This window comes from Marinobacter sp. (genome assembly GCF_044799475.1).
GTDB lineage: Bacteria > Pseudomonadota > Gammaproteobacteria > Pseudomonadales > Oleiphilaceae > Marinobacter.
In genome coordinates, this window is the sequence record NZ_CP085217.1 from 1,247,859 (window position 1) to 1,270,243 (window position 22,385).

At 56.5% G+C, this 22,385-nt stretch carries 19 protein-coding genes; 9 read left to right on the forward strand and 10 right to left on the reverse strand.

Annotated elements, in window-relative coordinates; genetic code table 11:
* Positions 1–107 precede the first annotated feature (107 nt).
* The 3 genes from LG327_RS05850 (at position 108) to LG327_RS05860 (ending at position 2,853) form a co-directional block, all read left to right on the forward strand.
* Positions 108–704 carry a phenylacetic acid degradation protein PaaY gene (locus LG327_RS05850; protein ID WP_404367070.1) on the forward strand — a complete coding sequence of 199 codons (597 nt, stop codon included), beginning with the start codon at positions 108–110 and terminating at the stop codon, positions 702–704.
* Positions 705–866: 162 nt separating this feature from the next.
* Positions 867–2,252, forward strand: coding sequence for a membrane-bound lytic murein transglycosylase MltF (gene mltF / locus LG327_RS05855; protein ID WP_404367074.1), 1,386 nt, complete (start codon positions 867–869; stop codon positions 2,250–2,252).
* A 37-nt stretch (positions 2,253–2,289) separates the two neighbouring features.
* Positions 2,290–2,853 (forward strand): gamma-glutamylcyclotransferase, encoded by a 564-nt coding sequence (locus tag LG327_RS05860; RefSeq protein WP_404367077.1) that lies wholly within the window; start codon positions 2,290–2,292, stop codon positions 2,851–2,853.
* 14 nt (positions 2,854–2,867) lie between these two features.
* Here LG327_RS05860 and LG327_RS05865 read toward each other — a convergent pair whose 3' ends face one another.
* Positions 2,868–3,365 carry a TIGR00645 family protein gene (locus LG327_RS05865; protein WP_404369250.1) on the reverse strand — a complete coding sequence of 166 codons (498 nt, stop codon included), beginning with the start codon at positions 3,363–3,365 and terminating at the stop codon, positions 2,868–2,870.
* Positions 3,366–3,544: 179 nt separating this feature from the next.
* Here LG327_RS05865 and LG327_RS05870 point away from each other — a divergent pair, with 179 nt between their 5' ends.
* Entirely contained in the window at positions 3,545–4,627 is a 1,083-nt protein-coding gene (locus tag LG327_RS05870; RefSeq protein WP_404367080.1) for a TRAP transporter substrate-binding protein, read from the forward strand.
* Between the two features lie 91 nt (positions 4,628–4,718).
* Here the strand turns inward: LG327_RS05870 and LG327_RS05875 are convergent, their stop codons facing one another.
* The 6 genes from LG327_RS05875 to dctP form a co-directional block, all read right to left on the reverse strand.
* Positions 4,719–5,474, reverse strand: coding sequence for an Asp/Glu racemase (locus LG327_RS05875; protein ID WP_404367082.1), 756 nt, complete (start codon positions 5,472–5,474; stop codon positions 4,719–4,721).
* Positions 5,475–5,499: 25 nt separating this feature from the next.
* Positions 5,500–7,023, reverse strand: coding sequence for a malonyl-CoA synthase (locus LG327_RS05880; protein ID WP_404367085.1), 1,524 nt, complete (start codon positions 7,021–7,023; stop codon positions 5,500–5,502).
* Complete coding sequence (locus LG327_RS05885) at positions 7,020–8,381, reverse strand: malonyl-CoA decarboxylase (protein ID WP_404367088.1); 1,362 nt, start codon at positions 8,379–8,381, stop codon at positions 7,020–7,022. The genes LG327_RS05880 and LG327_RS05885 overlap by 4 nt, the downstream gene beginning before the upstream one ends.
* 36 nt (positions 8,382–8,417) lie before the next feature.
* Positions 8,418–9,755 (reverse strand): TRAP transporter large permease, encoded by a 1,338-nt coding sequence (locus LG327_RS05890; protein WP_404367091.1) that lies wholly within the window; start codon positions 9,753–9,755, stop codon positions 8,418–8,420.
* A gap of 1 nt (position 9,756) precedes the next feature.
* On the reverse strand, positions 9,757–10,212 hold the full coding sequence (locus LG327_RS05895) for a TRAP transporter small permease subunit (protein WP_404367094.1): 456 nt from the start codon (positions 10,210–10,212) through the stop codon (positions 9,757–9,759).
* A gap of 195 nt (positions 10,213–10,407) precedes the next feature.
* Positions 10,408–11,406, reverse strand: a complete 999-nt coding sequence (dctP, locus tag LG327_RS05900; RefSeq protein ID WP_404367097.1) for a TRAP transporter substrate-binding protein DctP — start codon at positions 11,404–11,406, stop codon at positions 10,408–10,410.
* Positions 11,407–11,582: 176 nt separating this feature from the next.
* On the opposite strand from dctP, the gene LG327_RS05905 reads away from it, so the two are divergent.
* From LG327_RS05905 to LG327_RS05925, 5 genes are all read left to right on the forward strand, one after another.
* Entirely contained in the window at positions 11,583–12,281 is a 699-nt protein-coding gene (locus tag LG327_RS05905; protein WP_404367099.1) for a GntR family transcriptional regulator, read from the forward strand.
* Positions 12,282–12,608: 327 nt separating this feature from the next.
* The gene (locus LG327_RS05910) at positions 12,609–13,565 is read left to right on the forward strand and encodes a TAXI family TRAP transporter solute-binding subunit (protein WP_404369253.1); all 957 of its coding nucleotides are present in this window, start codon (positions 12,609–12,611) and stop codon (positions 13,563–13,565) included.
* Between the two features lie 84 nt (positions 13,566–13,649).
* Positions 13,650–15,830, forward strand: a complete 2,181-nt coding sequence (locus LG327_RS05915; protein ID WP_404367102.1) for a TRAP transporter permease — start codon at positions 13,650–13,652, stop codon at positions 15,828–15,830.
* Between the two features lie 95 nt (positions 15,831–15,925).
* Positions 15,926–17,740, forward strand: a complete 1,815-nt coding sequence (locus tag LG327_RS05920) for an ATP-binding protein (protein ID WP_404367105.1) — start codon at positions 15,926–15,928, stop codon at positions 17,738–17,740.
* The gene (locus tag LG327_RS05925) at positions 17,737–19,089 is read left to right on the forward strand and encodes a sigma-54-dependent transcriptional regulator (protein ID WP_404367107.1); all 1,353 of its coding nucleotides are present in this window, start codon (positions 17,737–17,739) and stop codon (positions 19,087–19,089) included. Before LG327_RS05920 ends, LG327_RS05925 begins: the two co-directional genes overlap by 4 nt.
* 204 nt (positions 19,090–19,293) lie before the next feature.
* Here LG327_RS05925 and LG327_RS05930 read toward each other — a convergent pair whose 3' ends face one another.
* The 3 genes from LG327_RS05930 to LG327_RS05940 all read right to left on the reverse strand — a co-directional run bounded on the left by LG327_RS05930 (position 19,294) and on the right by LG327_RS05940 (position 22,228).
* Positions 19,294–19,974, reverse strand: coding sequence for an isochorismatase family protein (locus LG327_RS05930; protein WP_404367110.1), 681 nt, complete (start codon positions 19,972–19,974; stop codon positions 19,294–19,296).
* A 25-nt stretch (positions 19,975–19,999) separates the two neighbouring features.
* On the reverse strand, positions 20,000–20,857 hold the full coding sequence (locus tag LG327_RS05935) for an alpha/beta hydrolase (protein WP_404367113.1): 858 nt from the start codon (positions 20,855–20,857) through the stop codon (positions 20,000–20,002).
* Between the two features lie 141 nt (positions 20,858–20,998).
* Positions 20,999–22,228, reverse strand: a complete 1,230-nt coding sequence (locus LG327_RS05940) for an acyl-CoA dehydrogenase (RefSeq protein WP_404367116.1) — start codon at positions 22,226–22,228, stop codon at positions 20,999–21,001.
* Between the last annotated feature and the right edge of the window lie 157 nt (positions 22,229–22,385).

Below are 22,385 nucleotides of genomic sequence, written 5' to 3' on the forward strand. Positions count from 1 at the left end.
TAATGTGATACAGAAAACCAACCCGGGTTATTATTTGAGTTCCCTTTACATGAGCCGTGCGTACCGGGTGGTTCGCAGCCATGGCTTCTTGCCTGCAGGAGAATGTTATGCCCAGTTACCGTATCGAAGGCGTGATTCCGGTAGTTCATCCGTCCGCCTATGTTCATCCAACCGCCATTCTGATTGGCGATGTCTGGATTGGTCCCGACTGTTATGTGGGTCCCGCGGCCTCACTCCGGGGCGATTTTGGGCGGGTTATTCTCAAGGAAGGTTCAAATATCCAGGACACCTGTGTGATGCACGCCTTCCCCGGCATGGACACAGTGATTGAAAAGAATGGCCATGTGGGCCATGGCGCCGTGCTTCACGGCTGTGTGGTGGGTGAAGATGCCATGGTAGGCATGAACGCAGTGGTCATGGACGAGGCCCATATTGCGCCCCGTTCCATTGTCGGCGCCGGGGCGTTGGTCAAGGCGTGCTTCCAGTGCGAACCCGGCTCCCTGATCGTAGGCAGTCCCGCCAAGGTCCTCAGAATGCTGAGCGAGAAGGAAATTGACTGGAAGAAGAAAGGTACCAAGGAATACCAGCGCCTGACGCGCCGCTGCATGGAATCCCTGGAGGAGTGTGAGCCGGTACCCGAAGCAGAGCAGGGTCGCCCCCGGGTGGATGCGGGCTCGTATCAGCCCAAGCATACGCAGGGGTGAGAGTGGCCTGGTCAGACCCGGCGCCCTGCGAAATCATGTCCTGACCATACGCCGTCCGGTGCAGTCCGGCAGTCACTCTGCCGTCCTGAGGTCCACATCCGGCTCTCCCCCGTATCTTTTGTGTACTAAACTTACGGGAGATCCGTCAGGGAGCAGGGACCCATGAGAGCACTCGTTCAGGTGTCGATCGCGCTGGCGGCGGCCGTTCTGGTCGCAGGTTGTGGAAATGGCAATGCCGGGCCGGGGCCGGGTTCCCCGCAGGAGCAACTTCCGAATCCGCTACCTCCTGCGGAAAGTGGTGTGCTCAAGGTGGTTACCCGCAACGGCTCAACAACCTACTACCTGAATCGCCATGAACAGCCCGCCGGCCCCGAATACGATCTGGTTTCGGCCTATGCCGAACATCAGGGCCTGGAGGTGGAATGGCAGGTGCTCAACTCTACATCCGCCGTGCTGGAGGTGCTGGAGTCTGGCGAGGTCCATCTGGCGGCGGCCGGACTGACCCATCTGCCCTCTCGCACTGAGCGATTTGTCAGAGGCCCCGCCCATACTGAGATCACTCAGCAACTGGTCTGTCACCGTGAAATGCGACCTCTGCCCCGTAACCTGGAACAGCTTACAGAGGTGGGTATCCGGGTCACTGCAGATTCAAGTTATGCCGAAACCCTGTCGCAGCTTGCCCTGGAGCATCAAAATCTGACTTTTGAGGAGGACTCCGTGCGCAGCACAGAGATACTGCTGGGCCAGGTTGCGCGGGGAGAGCTGGATTGCACCGTGGGGGACTCCAATATTGTTCAGGTCAACCGGCGTTACATGCATGAGCTGGACGTGGCCATGAATCTGACCGGGGGCCAGAACCTGGGCTGGTACCTGCCGGCGGGCTCGGATCAGCTCGCCCAGAATGTTCGCAGCTGGATGAACAGTCAGGAGGGCGACGACGCGATGGGCCGGATGGAAGAGCGTCACTATTCGTACATCGGTGAATTCGATTACGTGGATCTGCGTGCACTGAATCGTCGGATCAATGACCGTCTGCCCGGGTTCATCGATGAATTCGAGGCCGCCGCTGAGCGCACGGGCATGCCTGCAGACCTTCTGGCAGCCCTCTCTTATCAGGAGTCCCACTGGGATCCGAAGGCCAGGAGCCCCACCGGCGTCCGGGGTATCATGATGCTGACCCGGCGGACGGCCGAATCCCTGGGTGTGGAGAACCGCCTGGACCCGGTGCAGGCCATAGACGGTGGCTCCCGGTACCTGGCGGACCGTCACCGTCGCCTGCCGGAGTCAATCCCGGAGCCGGACCGGACCTTTCTGGCTCTGGCGAGCTACAACGTGGGGCGCGGCCATCTGCTGGATGCCCGCCAGCTGGCGCGTGATCTGGGAAAAAATCCGGATTCCTGGGCTGACATGAGTCAGGTGCTGCCCCTGCTGGCGGATGACCGTTATTACCCCAACCTTCGGTATGGCTATGCCCGGGGTTATGAGCCGGTTCATTACGTCACCCGCATCCGTAACTACAGGGATGTCATTGCCGCGGCCTTCGAGTAGATTAACAGGCAGACGGTAATCGGACACCAGTGGAGTCATGACAGCCAATACCATCGAAATCAACCGCCGGCGCTACCCGCTGGAAGCCGGCAAGCCGGTCTGGCTGTTTGGGTACGGGTCGCTGATTTTCAAGGCGGATTTTCCCTTCCTCGACCGGCGTGAGGCCAGCATCGAAGGCTGGTCGCGGCGTTTCTGGCAGGGCTCCTGCGACCATCGCGGCACACCGGAAGCGCCGGGCCGCGTGGTTACGCTGATTGAACAAGCGGGTGCCTGTTGCAGGGGAATGGCCTACCGGGTTTCGCCCGATGTATTTGCCCACCTGGATTTCCGGGAAAAGAATGGCTACCTGCGATTCATGACGCCGCTGCACTTCGGCGATGGCAGCCGGGCGGAGGGTCTGGTTTACATAGCCGCGTCGGACAACGCGGCGTTTCTGGGCGCGGCGCCCGAGCGGGAAATCGCCGCCCAGATTGCCCGCTCCTGTGGTCCCAGCGGCCCCAACCGCGAATACCTGCTCAGGCTGGCTGACGCGATCAGGTCACTGGGTGACCATGACCCTCACGTATTCGACATCGAGCGTTTCCTGCTGGAATACCTCTGAGCCAGTGCGGGTTTTCAGACGGGCTCCTTTTTTCTGGTCATATGATCCAGCCACCCCATGGCGAAAGCAGATGCCACAAAAGTCAGGTGAATCAGGACGTACCATAGGATCTTGTCGTTATTGATTTTTTCCACGTTCATGAACACCTTGAGCAGATGGATCGAGGAAATCGCCACAATGGAGGCTGCCACCTTGTTTTTCAGGCTGGTGGTGTCCACCTTGCCCAGCCAGCTCAGCTTTTCATCGGTGCCGATATCCAGTTTTGACACAAAGTTCTCGTACCCCGAGAACATCACCATGACCAGCAGCCCACCTACCAGGGCAATGTCGATCAGGGTCAGAACCAGTAGGATCAGGTCTGATTCGGGGATGCTGAACACGCTGGGCAGGACATGAAAGACTTCCTGGAAAAACTTGATGGCCAGAGCGAGCAGCACGAGGCTCAGGCCAAAGTATATGGGCGCCAGAATCCAGCGGCTGGCGTACATGGCTCGTTCAAGGGTGCTTTCGATCATTAGAGCTTTCTTCCATAAAGAATTCAGTGCACCATTCTATAGCGTCATTCGGCGCGAACAAGCTCGGATAGGGTGGTGTGGCAAGCTTTTTCTTATTCTGATCCGGCCGGAGCCACGGACACCCCGACACACTGTTGCCCGATTCAAACAAAAAGACTCACTCTGGAGTGCTCATAATGATACTTCGCTCTACCTTCAAGACCCTGGGGGCATTACTGGTCACCTCGCTTATCGCAAGTGCGCCAGCCCTTGCGGAAAAGACCTACACATTGAAAATGGCGGAAACCTGGGGTCCGAATTACCCCATCCTTGGTGAAACCTCCCGCAGCATGGCGGCCATGGCTGAAAAAATGTCTGCTGGCCGCCTGAAGATCACAGTTGATTCGTCCAACAAGCACAAGGCACCCTTCGGCATCTTTGACATGGTCAAAGCCGGCCAGTACGACATGGGTCATACCGCGTCGTACTACTACAAGGGCAAGATCCCCAATGCAATGTTCTTTACAACCGTTCCATTTGGCATGATCGCTTCGGAACAGTACGCCTGGTTTTACTATGGTGATGGCATGGACCTGATGCAAAAGGTCTACCAGCCCCACGGCCTGCTGTCTTTTCCAGGAGGTAATACGGGCAACCAGATGGGTGGCTGGTTTCGCAAGGAGATCAACTCTCTGGAAGACCTGAAAGGCATCAAGATGCGGACTCCGGGTTTTGCCGGCGAAGTGATGTCAGAACTCGGCGTGTCGGTGACCAACATTCCGCCAGGTGAGCTTTATACAGCCCTTGAACGCGGCACAATCGATGCCCTGGAGTGGGTAGGCCCGGCGCTGGATCTGGCCATGGGTTTTCATCAGATAGCCAAATATTACTATTCAGGATGGCAGGAACCTGCGGCGGAGCTGCAATTCCTGATCAACGAAAAGGTCTGGAGCGACTTGCCGGAAGATCTGCAGGAGATTCTCCGGGTGGCGATGCGTACTGCAGCCTATGACATGTATGCCCAGAGCATGCATGTAAGCGGCCAGAACTGGAGCAAAATGAAAGAAGACTATCCCAATGTCAGCGCCAAAACCTTTCCTCCGGAAGTGATTGACGCGCTTCGTGACGCTACCGACAAGCTCCTGGCGGAGGCCGCTGCGAAGGATCCGCTGGCGAAGGAAATAATCACCTCCCAGGCGGAATACCTGAAAAGTATCCGAAAGTGGACGAATATTTCCGACAAGGCCTACCTGGATACGGTTTCTGTTATCGAGGAGTGATTGCACGTGGGAGTCATTAAAGGCTCCCCAGCTGTGGCAGTTCCAATGAACTGCCACAGCTCCACTTCAGCCTCCTTTTAGAAGTCACCGCTTAGAAGTCACCGCTGAGAAGCCGTCCGGCCCGGGGAACTCTGGTAGGCAATCCCAGCACCCTGAGCATCTGATAGGTCGTACATGTCGCGGCCGACACCACCGGTATTCCCAGTTCGTCCTCCACCGTCTGTATCGCTCCCAGAGAAGGCATCTGAACGCAGGCTGAAAGGACGACCGCGTCAGCCCCCTGCCATTTGAGATTCTCTACGATATCCAGCAGCGCGTTCGGGTCCCGGCGACCCACTTCCAGATTATCCCGGATTTCAAGGGAGATGCTGTCAAGGACATGGATACCTTCGGATTCGATGTAATCCACCACCATGGCGGTGAGGGGTTTCAGGTAAGGGGTGATAACAGCAACTTTCCGGGCCCCAAGCACCTCAAGGCCCTCTGTGAGTGCGCCGGCGCTGCTTATCACCGGAGTGGGATAACCGTTGATGACTGTCGCCTCGTGCAATCGCTGTTGGGATTTGCGATGGTATCCCCGGCCCTGGCTCATGATGGCCACGAGGCAGGCGTATCCGATGACATCCACCTCGGCATCGGAAAGTTCCCGGGCACAGCGATCCGACTCGACGTCCATGGCCGCCAGTTCCTCCCGCGTTACCTTTTTCATGCGCATCCGACTGGAGTGAAAAGTAAAGCGTTCCGGGGCAATGGCTTCGCGCGCGCGAAGCATGGCCGGGATTTCGGTTTCCATAGTCGTATTGGAGCTGGGCACAATCTGCCCGATCCTGTAATTATTCCTGGTCATTGAGCTCGTGCCCTTTCTGGCTGGGTCAGGCATCCTGATAGATCACCCGGTAAGTTTCCCGAAGCTGGTTTTTCTGCACCTTGCCCATGGTGTTACGAGGCAGGCTTTCGACGAAAAACACCCGTTTGGGTTGTTTGTATTTGGCCAGGCGACCCTTGAGGGCGTCCAGAACCCCGGCTTCATCCAGGCTTGCGCCCGTCTCGGGCACCACTACTGCAGTTACTCCCTCGCCAAAATCAGGATGAGGAACGCCGATGACCGCAGACTCCAGTACTCCGTCCATCTCGTCGATCACCTGCTCCACTTCTTTCGGATAGACGTTGAATCCCCCGGATATGACAAGATCCTTGTCGCGACCCACAATGTGGATGTATTCCTTTTCATCCTGGAGCGCCAGGTCCCCAGTCACGAAGAAGCCATCATCCAGCAGCTCCTCCCGGGTTTTTTCCGGCATCCGCCAGTATCCCCTGAATACATTTGGCCCCCTTACTTCCAGCATGCCGATCTCGCCACGGGGCAGCGGTGTATGGGTGTCGGGATCGGTAATCCGGATCTCAACTCCCGGTAGCGGCAGCCCCACGGTGCCAGCGATGCGCTCACCGTCGTACGGGTTCGAGGTATTCATGTTGGTTTCGGTCATGCCGTATCTTTCAAGGATGGCATGGCCGGTGCGGCGGTAGAATTCCTGGTGGGTTTCGGCAGTCAGGGGGGCTGAGCCGGAGGTAAAAAGGCGCATGTTGGAGGTGAGCTCCGGGCTGAGCCGGTCATCCTGCAGCAGACGGGTGTAAAAGGTGGGCACGCCCATCAGGGTAGTGCCTTCCCTGAAGGCCTCGATAACGGTATCAACGTCAAAGCGGGGCAGGAAGAGCATGCTGGCCCCGGCCATGAGAATGACATTGCAGGCCACAAACAGGCCGTGAGTATGGAAAATCGGCAAAGCGTGGATCAGTCTGTCCTGCTCGGTGAAGCGCCAGACCTCCGCCAGGGTCCTGGAGTTGGATTCCAGGTTGTGATGGGTGAGCATGGCACCCTTGGAACGGCCGGTAGTGCCCGACGTGTAGAGAATGGCAGCCAGGTCGTTCCTCGCACGATCCGCAACGCCGTTGCAGGCGGCCGACTCGCGGGCTCGAACCATGAGGCTGCCGGTGCTGTCAGTACCCAGGGTTTCCACATTGGGGCAGGCAGTTTCCCGGGCAACCTCGCGGGCGACTTCCAGGGCATCCGGCTGACACACGAACAGCGTCGGCTCGGCATTGCCCAGAAAATAGCCGATCTCCCCGGCCGTGTAGCCGGTGTTCAGAGGGAGGTAGACCCCCCCCATTTGGAGGCAGGCCAGATACAGGAGAATGGCTTCCGGGCTTTTATCCACCTGAACTGCGACCCGGTCGCCTGGTTTTACTCCCAGCTCAATCAGCGCTCCGGCCAGTTGCGCCGTCACCTCCAGCGCCTCGCCATAGGTGTAGTTCCGGCCTTCGGGCGTGACGATGAAATCATGCTCCTTGCGCTCTGTCATGCGCCGGGCAAAGCTCTCGAACAGATTGTGATTCATTTATCGTTTTCTCCCTTTAGCATCTTGCGGCCGCGCCTGCTGAGCTCCCGGATCGCCGACGAGCATGCGATGGTGCCGTCAGTTGCGTATTGCTCGTGATTGCGCTCGATGTTGTCCAGTACGTACAGGTAGTTGACCATCAGTCCTGCTGACTGCTGCATGCCCTGGGGCGAGGTGTCCCCCAACCAGTTAATGCGATGCAGCTCGGCGCCATTGCCCAGATGAAAACGGGCGACCGGATTGTGGGGCAGGCCTTTGGCATTTTTTTCTTTCAGCAGGTAACGGGCTGCAAGCGGCTTGATGACCTCTTCCAGCTCATGGGCCAGGGCCTCGTCAAGGTGCCACTCCGGATTTTCCAGATGCTTCAGTGTTTCCTGGGCCTCCGTAGTGAGGAAGCCGGACTCTGCGGTGCAGGTTTCCTCGAGCCACTTGCGGAAACCGGGCAGGGGAGAAAGGGTCACGAAATTACGCAGATTGGGCAGTTCCTGCTTGAGCTCCTGGACGACCTGCTTGATCAGGAAGTTGCCAAAGGAAATCCCTCGCAGCCCGGTCTGGCAGTTGCTAATGCCAAAAAATGCGGCGGTATTGGCGGACTCGGGCTCATCTATGTCATAGCGATCGCTGGCCAGAATGACCTGGATCTGGTCGGGCAAGCCTTTACTGAGAGCAACTTCCACGAAAATGAGGGGCTCGTCGCCGATGGCAGGGTGGAAAAAGCCGAAACAGCGGCGATCCCGCGCATCCAGGCGACGACGAAGATCCCCCCAGTCCTGGATCTTGTGCACCGCCTCATAGCGGATGATCTTTTCCAGGATATTGGCAGGGGTGGTCCAGTCGATCCGTTTCAGGACCAGAAAGCCCCTGTTGAACCAGGATGAGAACAGGTGGATGAAGTCGGCGTTGATTGCCGGAAGATCCGGGCGACCCTGCATCAGTTCCAGCATGTCAGCGCGCATTTTAACAATTTCGTGGGTGCCTCCCGGGGCCAGGTTCAGACGGCGAAGCAGTTCCTGGCGTTTAGGCTCGCAAGCCTCGAAAAGCAGTTCCAGGTTCCTGCTGTTGCGGTTCTGGCGGTATCGCTCGTAGGCAAGGTCGATGGTTCGGGGCGTAGCGGAAAAATCCGAGGCCAGTTGCTCGAAAAACCTCAGTTTTTCGTCGGCATGGAGCCTTGAGTAGATTTCAAGGGCGCGGCCGGCCAGCGTAATGCCCGATACTTCACCATCGCTTTGCAGCAGCGCATTGCACGCCTCAATAAGATCATTGTGATCAACATTCTGAAGATTGCCTCCCCGGCGGCGCAGAATCGCATCGCGCTGGGTAATGCTTGAAAACAGTTCCTGCAGAAAAGTCATGTTCATATATGCAACCTTTTTACGCCTGTAAGGCTGAATCGATCAGAGTTCCGGACCCATGATGAGGTCCGGCAGCCAGGTGACTATTTCCGGAAATATGCACAGCAGGATGATGGCCAGGACCATACACAGGGCGTAAGGCAGACTGCCCATCAGGATGTCCCGCAGGGCAATGTCTGGGGCGATGCCTTTGATAATGAAAAGATTCAGGCCTACGGGGGGCGTGATAAGTCCGATTTCAAGGTTGATGGTCAGGATGACCGCGAACCAGTAGGGGTCGAAATTGGCCTCAAGAATGATCGGCAGCAGTATCGGAGCGGCCATTACAATAACGGCAACTGGTGGCAGGAAAAAGCCCGCAACCAGCAGGAACAGATTGATGGCCCCCATCAACACCCAGCGGTTGACTTCCATGTCGGCAATGCCGCCGGCTACCGTTTGAGTTATGAATAGTGACGACAGGGCGAAGGCGAAGATTTCTGCAGCGGCGATGATCAGCATGATCATAACGCTCTCACGTAGAGCGTCACGCATGATGTTGATCAGCGGTTTGGCCTGCCACATGCGATAAATTATGATGGCAAGGGCGAGACAGAGGAATGCCCCGATGCCAGCTGCCTCCGAAGGCGTCGCTACACCTCCGTATAGCGCAAACAGAATACCTGCCACCACAACAAGAAAGGGGATGACCCGGATTAATGCGCGGGAATTGGCCTGCACGTTATCCTTTACTTTGGCCGCCGCTTCCACAATGGCACTGGGGGTGTTGTAGCCACCGGCCAGTTTGCAGGCGATGAGCGTCCACACCATGAACAGACCTGCCAGCATGAGGCCAGGTATAGCCCCGGCAATGAACAGCCTGCCGATGGAAGTCTCAGTAGAAATCCCGTAGACGATCATCGTAACCGAAGGGGGAATCAGGATGCCCAGGGTTCCGCCGGCGGCAATACAGCCGGCAGCGACCCCATCCGGGTAGCCGCGCTTGCGCATTTCCGGGATTCCGAGCTTACCGATGGCAGCACTAGTTGCTGGCGAAGAGCCGGAAAGTGCTGCAAAAATCGAGCAGGCCGCAATATTGGAAATGGCCAGACCGCCGGGAAGACGGCCCATCCACAGATCCAGGGACCGATACAGATCTCGGCCTGTTGGCGATGAGGCAACCGCCGCGCCCATCAGGATAAACATGGGGATAGCCACAAAGCCAAAGGAGGCCACGGCGCCGAAGAAGGTCTCACCAAAATAAGTCAGCTCTCCCATTCCCCGGTCCAGAACCAGGGCTCCGACTGCGACGGCGCCCAGGGCGAAAGCGATCGGGGTTCCGATCGCCATCAGTACGACCAGCGCAATGACAACTAGAATTCCGCTTGTAACAGGATCCATTTCAGATTTCTCCCCGAAGAATTTCTGCCACGTACTGCAGAGAAAGAAGCGTGGAGCCAATAGTCATCGGAACGATTGCGGGCCAGAGCGGAGGGTTCCATACGGTGCCTGTGGACCAGCCCTCGTGCCAGGCCTCCAGCTGATAGACCCAGGACCCGTAGGCGAGGGCCAGACAGAAGGTGAGGCCCACCAGCGACGCTATCAGATACATGACCTTGCGCGGCCGGCGCGACAGAGAATCCGGTAGTACAGTGACCGCCACGTGTCCTCGCGTCAGCAGCACATAGGGCGCGCCGACCAGCATTGCACCAGCAATGGCAAAGGTCGTGAATTCAGTCTGCCAGGTGGTACTCAGGCCCAGTGCATAGCGGGAGAACACCATGTGGCACACAACGAGAACACCAGTAATCAAAAGCAGGCCAGCAATGATGCCCGCCCCCAGCGTGATTTTGTCCATGCATCGAATGTAGACGCCGGCAATGCCTCCTTTTGGAGGTTCAGGAGGCGTTACCGGTTCTGGCGGAAGCCCTATGGGTTCCGGTGTATAGCGAGAAGGTTGCGACATCATTTCCCCGGAGCATTATGGGTGGCGCCGCCCGGCCGGGAGCGGCAATCTGGTTGAGGCAATAAGAGTCAGCGGTGCGTCTGGTGACTATTCGACGGCCAGAGCGGCATCAATCAGCTCTTTTCCGTTCGGGACGTTCTTGATGAAGGTCTCGTAGGAGCTCTTCTGGGCGATGTCGAGCCAGGCCTGGTAGTTCTCGGCACTCATGCTGACTACTTTTACGCCATTCTCTTTGAAGACATCGACCATCTTCTGGTCGAGAGAGGCCGCTTCTCCAGCGAAATACTCTTCGGCTTTCTGGCCCGCTTCCGTCAGGGCATTCTGCTGGGCTTCGTCAAGCTTGTTCCAGCTCTGCTCGGAAATCAGGACTGGCTCATACATGAACCACAGAGCGTTGTCCCCGGGCGCGGTGAGACAGGTGGTGACTTCATAGATACGATACGAGACGAAGGAACCGGAAGAAGTGTTGGCACCATCAAGCACGCCGGTCTGCATGGCGGTATAGATTTCGGATGAGGGCATGGATGCGATCGAGGCACCGGCGGTGGCCAGCATCTCGTCGAAAGCGGGGCCGGCAGCGCGAAGGGTCTGGCCCTCAACGGAATCAGGTGACGTAATGCACCGGACATCGGAGGCAAAGCCGCCAGCCAGCCAGGCGTCAGCGAGTACCCGGGCTCCGGCATCGTCAATGACCTTTTTGATCATATTCATGAACTCGGAATCGTTCAGACGCTGCGCTCTCTCGTGGTTCCGGACCAGACCCGGCATCAAGGTGGCGGAGAACTCAGGGTGCCGGCCACTGGCGTAATCGAGAGGCAGGGAGGTCATGTCGAGGCGGCCGCGAACCAGGGCTCCCCATTGTTCCTTTGCCTTGAACAGCGACTGTCCGGGATACACCTGAATATTCAGGCCGACATCGGCTTTCTCGACTTCTCTGGCCATCATCTGGACCATTTCGTCACGCACGTCGCCTTTGCCCCCCGGGAACTGATGCGAGGCTCTCAGAGTGACATCTGCCAATGCTATGCTGGCGGTGGAAAGGGACAGGAGGGATGCGGCTGCAACTGTGGCAAGCTGGCGTTTCATGATTGTTTTCTCCAATATTGTTTTTGTAAGATATCTATCAGGCAACGCTGATGTATATATGTATAATAGGTGACTATACTGATGTCAAACGAGCGATCAAAAAATCGACTACTGCTTTGTCCTAAATCGGAGCGAATCGATTCCAGGAAACATTGATTCAACAGGAGAATCAGGGTTTGAAAATTTCCAGTGCCCAGCGGCTGAAAGACTCTCTTGAAAACGACATAATCAATGGTCGCTTTGCCCCGGGGGAGCGACTGGATCCTGAAGCCCTGGAAAAAACCTTCAATGTGTCCCGGACTCCGATTCGTGAGGCTATCCAGCAACTTACAGCCAGCGGTCTGGTGGTGGTCGTGCCCAAAAAGGGCACCTTCGTTGCCAAGATAGGAGTTGATCAACTCATTGAAATGTTTGAGGTTATGGCTGAGCTCGAGGGCATGTGCGGCAGATTGGCTGCGCGTCGTATCAGTACCGAAGAGCTTGTGCAGTTGCGCGCCGCCCTGGATCGTTGTGAAGTGAGCGCCCAGCGCCAGGGAGACCCGGATGACTATTATTATGAAAACGAGGTCTTCCACCAGTGTATTTATGGTGCAAGTCATAACGCCTTTCTGGCGGAAGAGGTGCAGCAGCTGAAGCAGCGACTCAAGCCATACCGGCGCCTGCAACTAAGGGTCAGGAACAGGATGGCCCGGTCCATGCAGGAGCATCTTGATATATATAAGGCCATTGAGGCCGGGGATGCCGCGGCTGCGGAAAACGCCATGCGGCAGCATGTTCTTATTCAGGGTGAGCGTTTCAGTGATTTTATTGCCAGTCTGAAGAAGCTGCAGACTGGCCAGCCAGGGACAAAAATATCGCCCGCTGATCTCCCTTGATCCTTTGGGCTTTTCCCTGCTTACAATACCTTTTCCTGGCATGCTTTTTAGCAGAGGGTCTTGCGTTTCACACATCATTTCTCGGGCCTCTCATGGCCTGATGCATCAGGCCGAATGGGTGGATTTTCACCCATCCGGCTCAGGTCATGGGTAACTTCCCGCTCATATGTTGAACTGGTCGACTGCGCCTGTACCCTGATATCAGAGCTTTGGGCAACCTGGCCCGGTGCTTGCAGGATCCGGAGCAAGAAGGTCAGCCCGACTTCCGTTCACCTAAAACAAAGACAATCTTTGGAGTAAGACATGAACAAGACCCTTGCATTCGCTATGGCGGCTGTCGCTGCCTCTGTTACCGTTTCCGGAGTGGCCAGCGCGCAGGACCGTTCCGAGTGGCCAGACAATTTCACGGTGGGCACTGCCAGCCAGGGTGGCACCTATTTTTCCTATGGTTCCGGCTGGGCAAACTTCGTCGCGGAAAACCTCGGTGTATCCGGCGGTGCCGAGATTACGGGTGGCCCCATGCAGAATATGGCACTGGTGCATACCGGCGATCTGGCACTTGGTCTCACCACCATGGGGCCGGCCCGTGAATCACGTGAAGGCCAGAGTCCAATCGCCCCAGGCATGGAGATGGATAACGTCTGTGCCATTTTCCCCATGTACCAGACGCCCTTCTCCGTCACCGCACTGGAAAAAACCGGCATCACGTCCATTTCCGATATTCCGGATGGCGCCACCATCGGTTTTGGCCCTTCCGGCTCCACATCTGACACCTATTTTCCCCGCATGATGGAAACCCTGGGAGTGGATTTTGAACGCCGTAACGGCAGCTGGTCCGACCTGGGTGGTCAGTTGCAGGACGGTCTGATTGACGTTGTTGCCTTTGCCGCTGGTATTCCGATTCCCGCCGTCAGTCAGCTGGAAGTTCAGACTGACATCAACATCATTGAATTTACCGAGGAAGAGCAGCAGAAAATCATTGATAACTTCCCGGTGTCGGAATTCACCATTCCAGCTGCTACTTACAGCTCGCTGGACGAGCCGGCACGTGCGGTGTCCATGTGGAACTTTGCCATCGCCAACTGTGACCTTCCGGAAAGCTTTGTCTATGAAGTCACAAAGCTGACCATGGAAAATAACGACAAGATGGTTTCAATACACAAAGCGGCACGCAGCACTGTGCCTGAGAACTACGACAAGAACACCGTGCTGCCCTGGCACCCGGGTGCTGCCCGCTGGTTCAACGAGAATGGCTACAAAATCGAAGAGAGCATGATCAAGTAAACAGTGTGGGGGCCCCTGTGGCCCCTTCTCTTTTTCTGTTCACGTCAATCGGTGGCAGTGGTCGCCGTATCACCCGGGTGAGTCATGACAAACGACAAAAAAGAAGTGCCATCAGCCGCCCATGCGGAGGATCTGGTGATCGTCCAGGGCGTGGACGAAGAACCAGTAGAACCCAATCGCCGTCTTTTTACCGGCTGGATGTTCAGAGCCATTTCCATTCTGGGTATCCTCTACTCCAGCTTTCATCTTTACACCCTGAACGTGGCACCCCTTGAAACCTGGTCTTTTCGCATCATTCACGTCTGTGGCGCGCTCATACTGGGGTATCTGGTATTTTCCGGTGCCCGCTTTACTGACGAGGACAGGGTGAAGCGCCGGCATGCCTGGACCACACCGGCAGCCTTCATTCTTCTGGTACCTGCGGTCTATGCCCTGTGGCAGACCCTGGTCATGTACCAAATGGTTCAGGCCGGCACCCTCCGCATACCGGCAGAGCTTGAAACCTGGCATTTTGGCTGGCCGCTACTTGCCGCCACCGGTCTGGGCATTCTTGTCAGCTGGTTTCACCAGCGTGAGCGTTCCGCGTTCAGCTTTCCGGATCTTGTGCTTATTGTCTGTTCCATTGCCACAGCGGCCTATTTTCTCGTGGTCTACAACACCCCCATGCGCATGAGCACCGGTACACCTTTTGCGCCTGTAGGCATTTCATTTGCGGCCATTGCGGGCACCGGCCTGATCATGGAATTGACCCGGCGCCTTACCGGTCTTGCCCTGGTCATTATTTCCCTGATTTTCCTTCTGTACGTGTTCGCTGGCCCCTATCTGCCCGGCTTTCTGGGTTATCCCGGCCTGTCGGTGCAACGGTTCTTCAGCCAGGTCTATACTGACGCGGGCATACTTGGCCCCACCACGGCAGTGTCTTCCACCTACATTATTCTGTTCATTATCTTTGCGGCCTTTCTGCAGGCCTCAAAGGTGGGCGACTACTTTGTCAATTTTGCCTTCGCCGCTGCCGGTCGGGCCCGGGGCGGTCCAGCCAAGGTGTCGATCTTTGCATCTGGCCTGATGGGAATGATCAACGGCACCAGTGCCGGTAACGTGGTCTCGACCGGCTCTCTCACCATTCCCCTGATGAAAAAGGTGGGCTACAGCCGCAAATCAGCGGGCGCGGTGGAGGCAGCTGCATCCACGGGTGGACAGATCATGCCCCCGATCATGGGCGCTGGCGCCTTCATCATGGCGGAAATAACCGGCATTCCCTATACCGAGATTGCTGTTGCGGCCATTATCCCGGCGATCCTGTATTTTGCTTCGGTCTACTTCATGGTGGACTTTGAAGCCGCCCGCACGGGCATGCGAGGAATGCGCAAGGACGAGCTGCCTGAGCTGCGCAAGTTGATCAAGCAGGTGTATCTGTTCATTCCCATAATTATTCTGATCTATGCGCTATTCCAGGGTTATTCGGTGATACGGGCAGGTACACTGGCCACCGTTTCCGCGGCGGTGGTGAGCTGGATATCACCCCACAAGATGGGCATCCGGGCCATTCTCCGCGCCCTTGATCAGGCCAGCATTATGGCCATCCAGATCATCGTGGTCTGTGCGGCAGCTGGTATCATCGTGGGGGTTATCTCTCTCACTGGCGTAGGCGCACGGTTTTCGTCGCTTCTGCTTGGCGTGGCGGAAACCAGCCAGCTACTGGCCCTTATCTTTGCGATGATGATTTCCATTCTGCTTGGTATGGGCATGCCGACCACCGCTGCCTATGCGGTGGCCGCCTCTGTAGTTGCACCGGGTCTGGTCCAGCTTGGCATCGAGCCCCTGACAGCTCACTTCTTTGTGTTCTATTTCGCGGTGGTCTCAGCCATCACGCCACCTGTGGCGCTGGCTTCCTACGCGGCCGCAGGGATTTCCGGGGCCAATGCCATGGAAACTTCGGTGGCCTCGTTCAGGATAGGTCTGGCGGCCTTTATTGTGCCTTTCATGTTTTTCTACAACAGTGCCCTGTTGATGGATGCAAGCGTAATGGAAATCGCCAGGGCCCTGGTTACGGCCACCTTTGGGGTTTACCTGCTGTCCGGCTCGGTGCAGGCCTGGTTCCTGAGCCAGCCGGCCGCCTGGTACACCCGCATCCTGCTACTGGTGTCTGCTCTGCTGATGATTGAAGGTGGTCTGTACACCGACATTGCCGGCATAGCGGCTGCGGTCATTGCCGTCCTGCTGCAGAAGCAGCGGGGGCGGCAGGCGCCGGTTAGTCAGTCGTAAGAAGAATACAACCCACGGGCGTAAGTCCGCGGGTTGTCCCGCAGGTCGGCAATGTTTACCCTCGCCTCCGGCCTTTTATTTATGAATGGTTCCTGATGACCTATCGATTCCAGGCATTTGTACTTTTCCTGCTGACCGCCGGCCTGGCATGGCAACTGGGCGGATGGGTGGGTTTTCGCCTGGTGGAGCAGGAAAGCCTGGAGGAATCCTTCCGCTACAGCCAGCTGATCGCGAACGAACTCAATCGGTACCGGCCGATGCCGGAGCTTATGGCAGAGCATCCCCTGCTGCAGGCGGCTCTGGAAAACCCTGAAGATCATGAGCTGATTCTTCAGGCCAACGAGGAAATGAAGCGGATGGCGGAGATCGTGGGCAGTTCGGATGTCTACCTGATGGATCGCGCCGGCCTGACGATTGCCGCCAACAATTACGATCAGGAAAGCAGTTTTGTCGGGAACAACTACGATTTCCGGCCGTATTTCAGCGAGGCAAAAGCTACCGGCGAGTCTGCCATCTATTTTGCCCTGGGGCTGGCCTCCGACCTTCGCGGCCTCTATTTCTCCCATCCGATAAATAATCGCCAGGATGAATTTCTGGGGGTTATCGCGGTCAAGGTGCAGGTGAGGGAGCTGGAATCCCAGTGGCAACGCCCGGGATCCTTTACCGAGGCTGAAATGGTGGTGCTGGACAATGAGGGCATCAGCTTCCTGGCCAGCCGGCGCGGCTGGCTCTATCGTGACTTTCGGCCCAGTGAGCAGCCCGGGGATATGCGCAGGCTGCAGCAGCGCTACCCCGGACAGGAGCTCGCTGCCATGGAAATTACCGACCTGGACCGGCCGATATCCGTGTCCGAGCATTCCCGCCGTGTCCGGCTGAACGTGGATGGGCGTATCCGGGAGTACCTGAGTGTACGCACCCCGCTGCCCCGACTGGACTGGAGTCTCCAGGTGATGATCGGCACAGGGCCGGTGCTCTGGACCCGCGTCCAGTTTCTCGCCGGAGGCCTGGTACTGTTTCTGGGTGGCTTCCTGACCTGGCTTTACCTGCGGGAACGTTATCGGCGAGAGGCCGAGCTGGCCCACCGGGGTGAAGAGCTTGAGCTCAGTGTCACGGAGCGGACAGCGGATCTGGAAGCCTCCAACCGGCAGCTTCTGGATGAGATCCGTCAGCGCGAGAAAGCCCAGAATGAATTGAAGGAAACCCAGGAGGAACTCATTCAGGCGGCAAAGCTGGCAGTACTGGGCCAGATGTCTGCCGGCCTCAACCACGAGATGAATCAGCCACTGACGGCCATCCAGGCCTATGCCAGGAACAGTCGTCGGTTCCTGGAGCGGGGTGACCATGACATGGTGGATGCCAACCTGGCGGAAATAGTTGCCCTTTGCGGCAAAATGGCTGAGCTGACCCGGCAGTTCAAGGTGTTCGCCCGGAAGTCTGAGGGCCTTCCCGCCCGGGTTGATCTCAGGCTGGCGGTGGATGCGGCTATCAAGCTTGTTACCGCACAGGACAGTAGCGCGGGAATTCATGTCGAGTGGCATCGGCCGGATCACCCGGTGATGTGCCATGGCGACCTGATCCGGATCGAGCAGGTGCTGGTAAACCTCATGGCCAATGCAGTGCAGGCCGTGGAGGATGCGAACAGCCCGACCGTCACCATCGATATCCTCAAAGACGATGGCTTCTGGCAGTGTCGGGTGCGGGACAACGGCCCTGGCCTTCCGGCAAACACCGAGCAGATATTTGAACCCTTCTTTACCACCAAATCCGTCAAGCAGGGCCTTGGCCTGGGTCTGTCGATTTCCCGACAGATTGTCGATGCGCTGGGTGGGCATCTGACCGGTCATAACCGAACTGACGGACCCGGAGCAGAGTTTGTGCTGGCACTGAAAAGGCGGGAGGAGACTGAATGACTCAAGTCAGCGTGATCTTTATTGATGACGATCCGGACATCCGCCAGGTCATGGCCCAGACTCTGACGCTGGAAGACATGCCGGTGGCCTGCTATGAGGATGGGAAAACGGCCGTGGACGTCCTGGACAGGGATTTCGGGGGGGTGGTTCTGTGTGACTACAACATGCCGGGTATGGACGGGCTGGAGGTGCTCCAGGCGGTGGGCCGGGTCGACAGTGACATTCCGGTGATCATTCTCACCGGTCAGGGGGATATCAGTACCGCCGTTTCAGCCATGCAGCAGGGCGCCTGGCATTTTATAGAGAAGCCCTTTGACCACGACGAGCTTATTGAGCTGCTAAAGCGGGCTCTTGAAAAACGGCAACTGGCACTGGAGAACCGGAGACTCAAAGCCCAGTTGAAACTCCTGGCCCGACCCGGGCCGCGTCTGCTGGGTGATTCTCCGGCCATGCAGCGGGTTATGGCGACCATTGACCCGTTGCTGGACATTTCTGCTGACATACTCCTTCATGGTGAAACTGGAGCCGGCAAAGACGCCGTCGCTCGTTATATTCATGAAAGCAGTCCCAGGCGGAATCACAATTTCGTTGCCATCAACTGCGGCGCAGTTCCCGAAAGCCTGATCGAAAGCGAACTTTTTGGCCACGAGGCCGGCGCCTTTACCGGCGCTGAAAAACGCCGCATCGGGAAGTTTGAGCATGCTCACAGGGGGACCCTGTTTCTGGATGAAGTGGAAAGCATGCCTCTGACATTGCAGGTGAAACTGCTGAGGGTGATTGAGGATCGGAGGGTAGAGCGTCTGGGCAGCAACACCGCCATCGACGTGGATGTACGGATCATTGCGGCTACCAAGGCTGATCTGAAACAGCTTAGCGAGGCAGGAGAGTTCCGGCCCGATCTCTACTACCGTCTCAATGTCATGGAACTGCACATACCACCGCTGCGGCAACGCAAGGAGGACATACCTCTGCTGTTTCACCATTTTGTGCTCATCGCGGCGGCCCGCTATGATCGCGAAAGCATTCCTCTGGATGCCAGCCAGGCGGCCCGTATGATGCAGCACAGCTGGCCGGGTAATGTCCGGGAGCTCCGCAATCTGGCGGAGCGATACGTGCTCCTGGGTCCTGCCGCACTGGAGGATGGCTCCGGCTCCGGGACTTCCGACATAGCGGGGCGCCAGACCCTGGCGGAAATGACCGATGGGTTTGAACGCTCCGCCCTGGTCAATGCCCTCAATGCCAGCCAGGGAAGCATCAAGGACACCATGTTGCACTTGGGGCTGGCCCGCAAGACGCTTTATGACAAGATGAAAAAACATGGCCTGGACAAGGCCGACTTCAAGGAGTGAGGGCCGCCGTTACCCTGCGCTACGCCAGCCGCCAGACTGCTATCCCGAAGCCCCGGCCCAAGCCCCTGGCAACCGCCGTCCCCTTGGCAAAGCGGATCATTCGATCCAGCCCTGGTGACTCAAAAGCATCCGGAACTGGACCGATATCTTTGAGCCGGCCTGCCTCAACACCCTGCCTGGACGCTAGACATCTTCGAAAAGTGGTTATTTAATAATTTCCAGAACTTCACTGACCGTCAAGACATCGCCAAATTGCTGAATAACTGTTTCCAGAGTTGCCTGATGTTCGTTGTCTGAGAGGGCGGCTGTAGCATCTGAAACCATGACAACATTGAAATTCATCATCATGGCATCCCTGGCAGTAGACTCACAGCAAACATTGGTTTTTGTACCGGTAATCAACAAGTTAGTAACATCAAGGCCGCGCAGGACCTGGTCGAGATCAGAAGCCCCCGGAATCAGCGCGCTGTAGCGGTTTTTCGTAATTTGAATATCAGTAGCTTCCACGTGAAGCTCTGGCCAAATCTCTTGACCGTGACGTCCGGGTAAAAGACTATCGATAGTCCGTGCACGTACATCATCAGCCACGAAATTGTTAAAAAAACATGGCCAGTCACTGTCTTCACCGGAACCGCTGTTTGCATGCGTAACCCAGACTATATGACCACCGAGACCGCGAACCCCTTCATTCAGTCGATTTATAGGCTCGACAATCTGTCTCGAAAGAGGTACCTCGGCTGGCGAGCCAGGCTGGAGAAAGGTGTTCTGCATATCAATGGCAATCACAGCAGTTTTCGTCGGATCAAGGCGATCAAACAAATGAAACCGTTGGCGTCGAGCCATAACTCGATCAATGATCTCTTGTCTTATGCTTACCTGGTGCATGTCGCTGACCTCTTTATTCCTGCATTTATTGGATCTGATCCAGTATCGAACGGAACAAAGGCCCACGGCCGGTATTGAGACCATCGAGTACCGAGAAATGATGAGCCCCCGGCACAATCGTATGGCTAACAGGTCCAGAAGGCGCTGCCTCATCAAGCCAGGCCGCATAGTCGCGCGATTGCCGAAGAAATTCTTCCGATTCCAGGCCGCCCACCATCACCGATACGGGGCAACACACAACAGGGAGTCGATTCAGGGGGCTCAGGACGGATACTTCCCGCCAGTCGAGTTGAAGCGCGGGCTGAAGCCACGAAAAAGGCAGTGGCGCCAGATCAAACACGCCGCTTACGGGAGAAGCCCCTTTGATGATATCGTTCGGAAGTCCATACTGTTCAGTCCAATCCGTTGCCAGCAGCATACCGACTATTTGGCCCCCTGCAGAATGTCCCGATACCGTTATCCTGTGAGCGTCATAGTCATAACGTTCGGCATGACGATACAGCCATGCCATCGCTGAATGGCACTGCCTGACGATTTCACTTAGTGACACGCTTGGGCAAAGAGCGTAATTAACCACAGCCGTGGTCACTCCAGCTGGCACAAGACCCCCGGCCACAAAGGCAAATTCCTTGCTACTTAATGCTCGCCAGTAACCCCCGTGGAAAAACACGTGTAAAGGCGCATTCGGGACATCTGCCACGAATAAATCAAGATATTCAGGGAGGGTCGGCCCGTAAGACAGATCCTGTATGTTATTGAACCGTTCCCGCGCATCGTCGCTGTTTTCCTGATACCGCAGGAGATGAGGGGCGATATCGACCAGACGTCTTGGATCGTATTGCCGGTCAATTTCTTCCTGGCTATTAAATTGACGATAGAGCATTCGGCACTCTCCTCTCCTTCCGAAACTTTCTCGGCGCTGAGAAACTGCGTCAGACGGATATCTCAATGAACTGTGGTCGTCGAGCACTCCGTTGAGGCAGTTTCAGGAGTCAGCGCGCTTCGCAATCTTCAAAAACAAGTATCAGAAAAATGCCTGAATGTCTGTCTGCGCCCTGCCAAGAATCAACGCATGAATGTCGTGAGTGCCTTCATAGGTATTCACTGCCTCAAGGTTCATCATATGACGAATAACGTCATATTCGTCACTGATACCGTTACCACCGTGCATGTCTCTCGCCTGACGGGCAATGTCCAATGCTTTCCCGCAATTGTTACGTTTCATGAGGCTGATCAACTCTGCAGGCGCGCGATGCTCGTCCATTAGTCGGCCGAGGCGCAAGGCTCCCTGCAATCCCAGGGATATCTCGGTCTGCATGTCGGCTAACTTCTTTTGAATCAACTGGTTAGCAGCCAGAGGCCTGCCGAATTGTTGGCGTTCCAGAGTGTATTTTCGAGCCGCATGCCAGCAGGATTCGGCAGCGCCCATTGCGCCCCAGGCGATACCGTAACGAGCGCGATTCAAACAGCCAAACGGACCCGCCAGGCCTTGCACATTCGGGAGCAGATTGGCTTCAGGCACAAAGACTTCGTCCATCATGATCATTCCGGTGACGGAAGCCCGCAAGGAAAATTTCCCTTCAATCTTAGGGCTTGCGAGACCTTGCATCCCTTTTTCCAGAATAAATCCTTTGATCTTATTGTCGTGCGCCTCGGATTTAGCCCAAATCACAAACACATCCGCTATAGGTGAATTGGTAATCCAGGTTTTAGATCCCGACAGCTTATATCCCCCGTCGACTTTTTTGGCGCGCGTGGCCATAGAGCTGGGATCCGAGCCATGGTCGGGCTCAGTCAGGCCAAAGCACCCCACCCATTCACCGCTAGCCAGCTTAGGCAAGTAGTGCTCTCGCTGCTCTTCAGTCCCATAGGCAAAAATCGGGTGCATTACCAGAGAGGACTGAACCGACATAGCCGAACGATATCCGGAATCGATACCTTCGACCTCTCGAGCTATCAATCCGTAGGAAACATACCCGACACCAGCGCCGCCATAGGTTTCGGGGATGGTGGCGCCAAGCAGGCCCAACGACCCGAGCTCAGTCATGATTTCCCGATGGAAAATCTCATGCCGGTTGGCCTGCAGTACCCGAGGAGCCAGATGGTCAGCGCAATATCCCTTGGCGCTGTCCACGATCATGCGTTCTTCATCCGTTAACTGATCGCTTAACAGGAATGGATCCGCCCAGTTCAAGGCCGGAAGCTTCTTGCGTGCGTTTTCCGGCGTCGCCGGCACAACCACTAAGTCGTTCATGTTGTCATTGCCTATCAAGTTCTCAGGGAAGGCTTCGATGTTATGCTTTATGAGTTAAATGTTCAATATCATAAATTTTAGTATTGAAATATATCTGTGGCTACCTTAAAGTGACTTATGGCATAAAATCGACCTAGCCGCCCAACGTAGGGCAAAG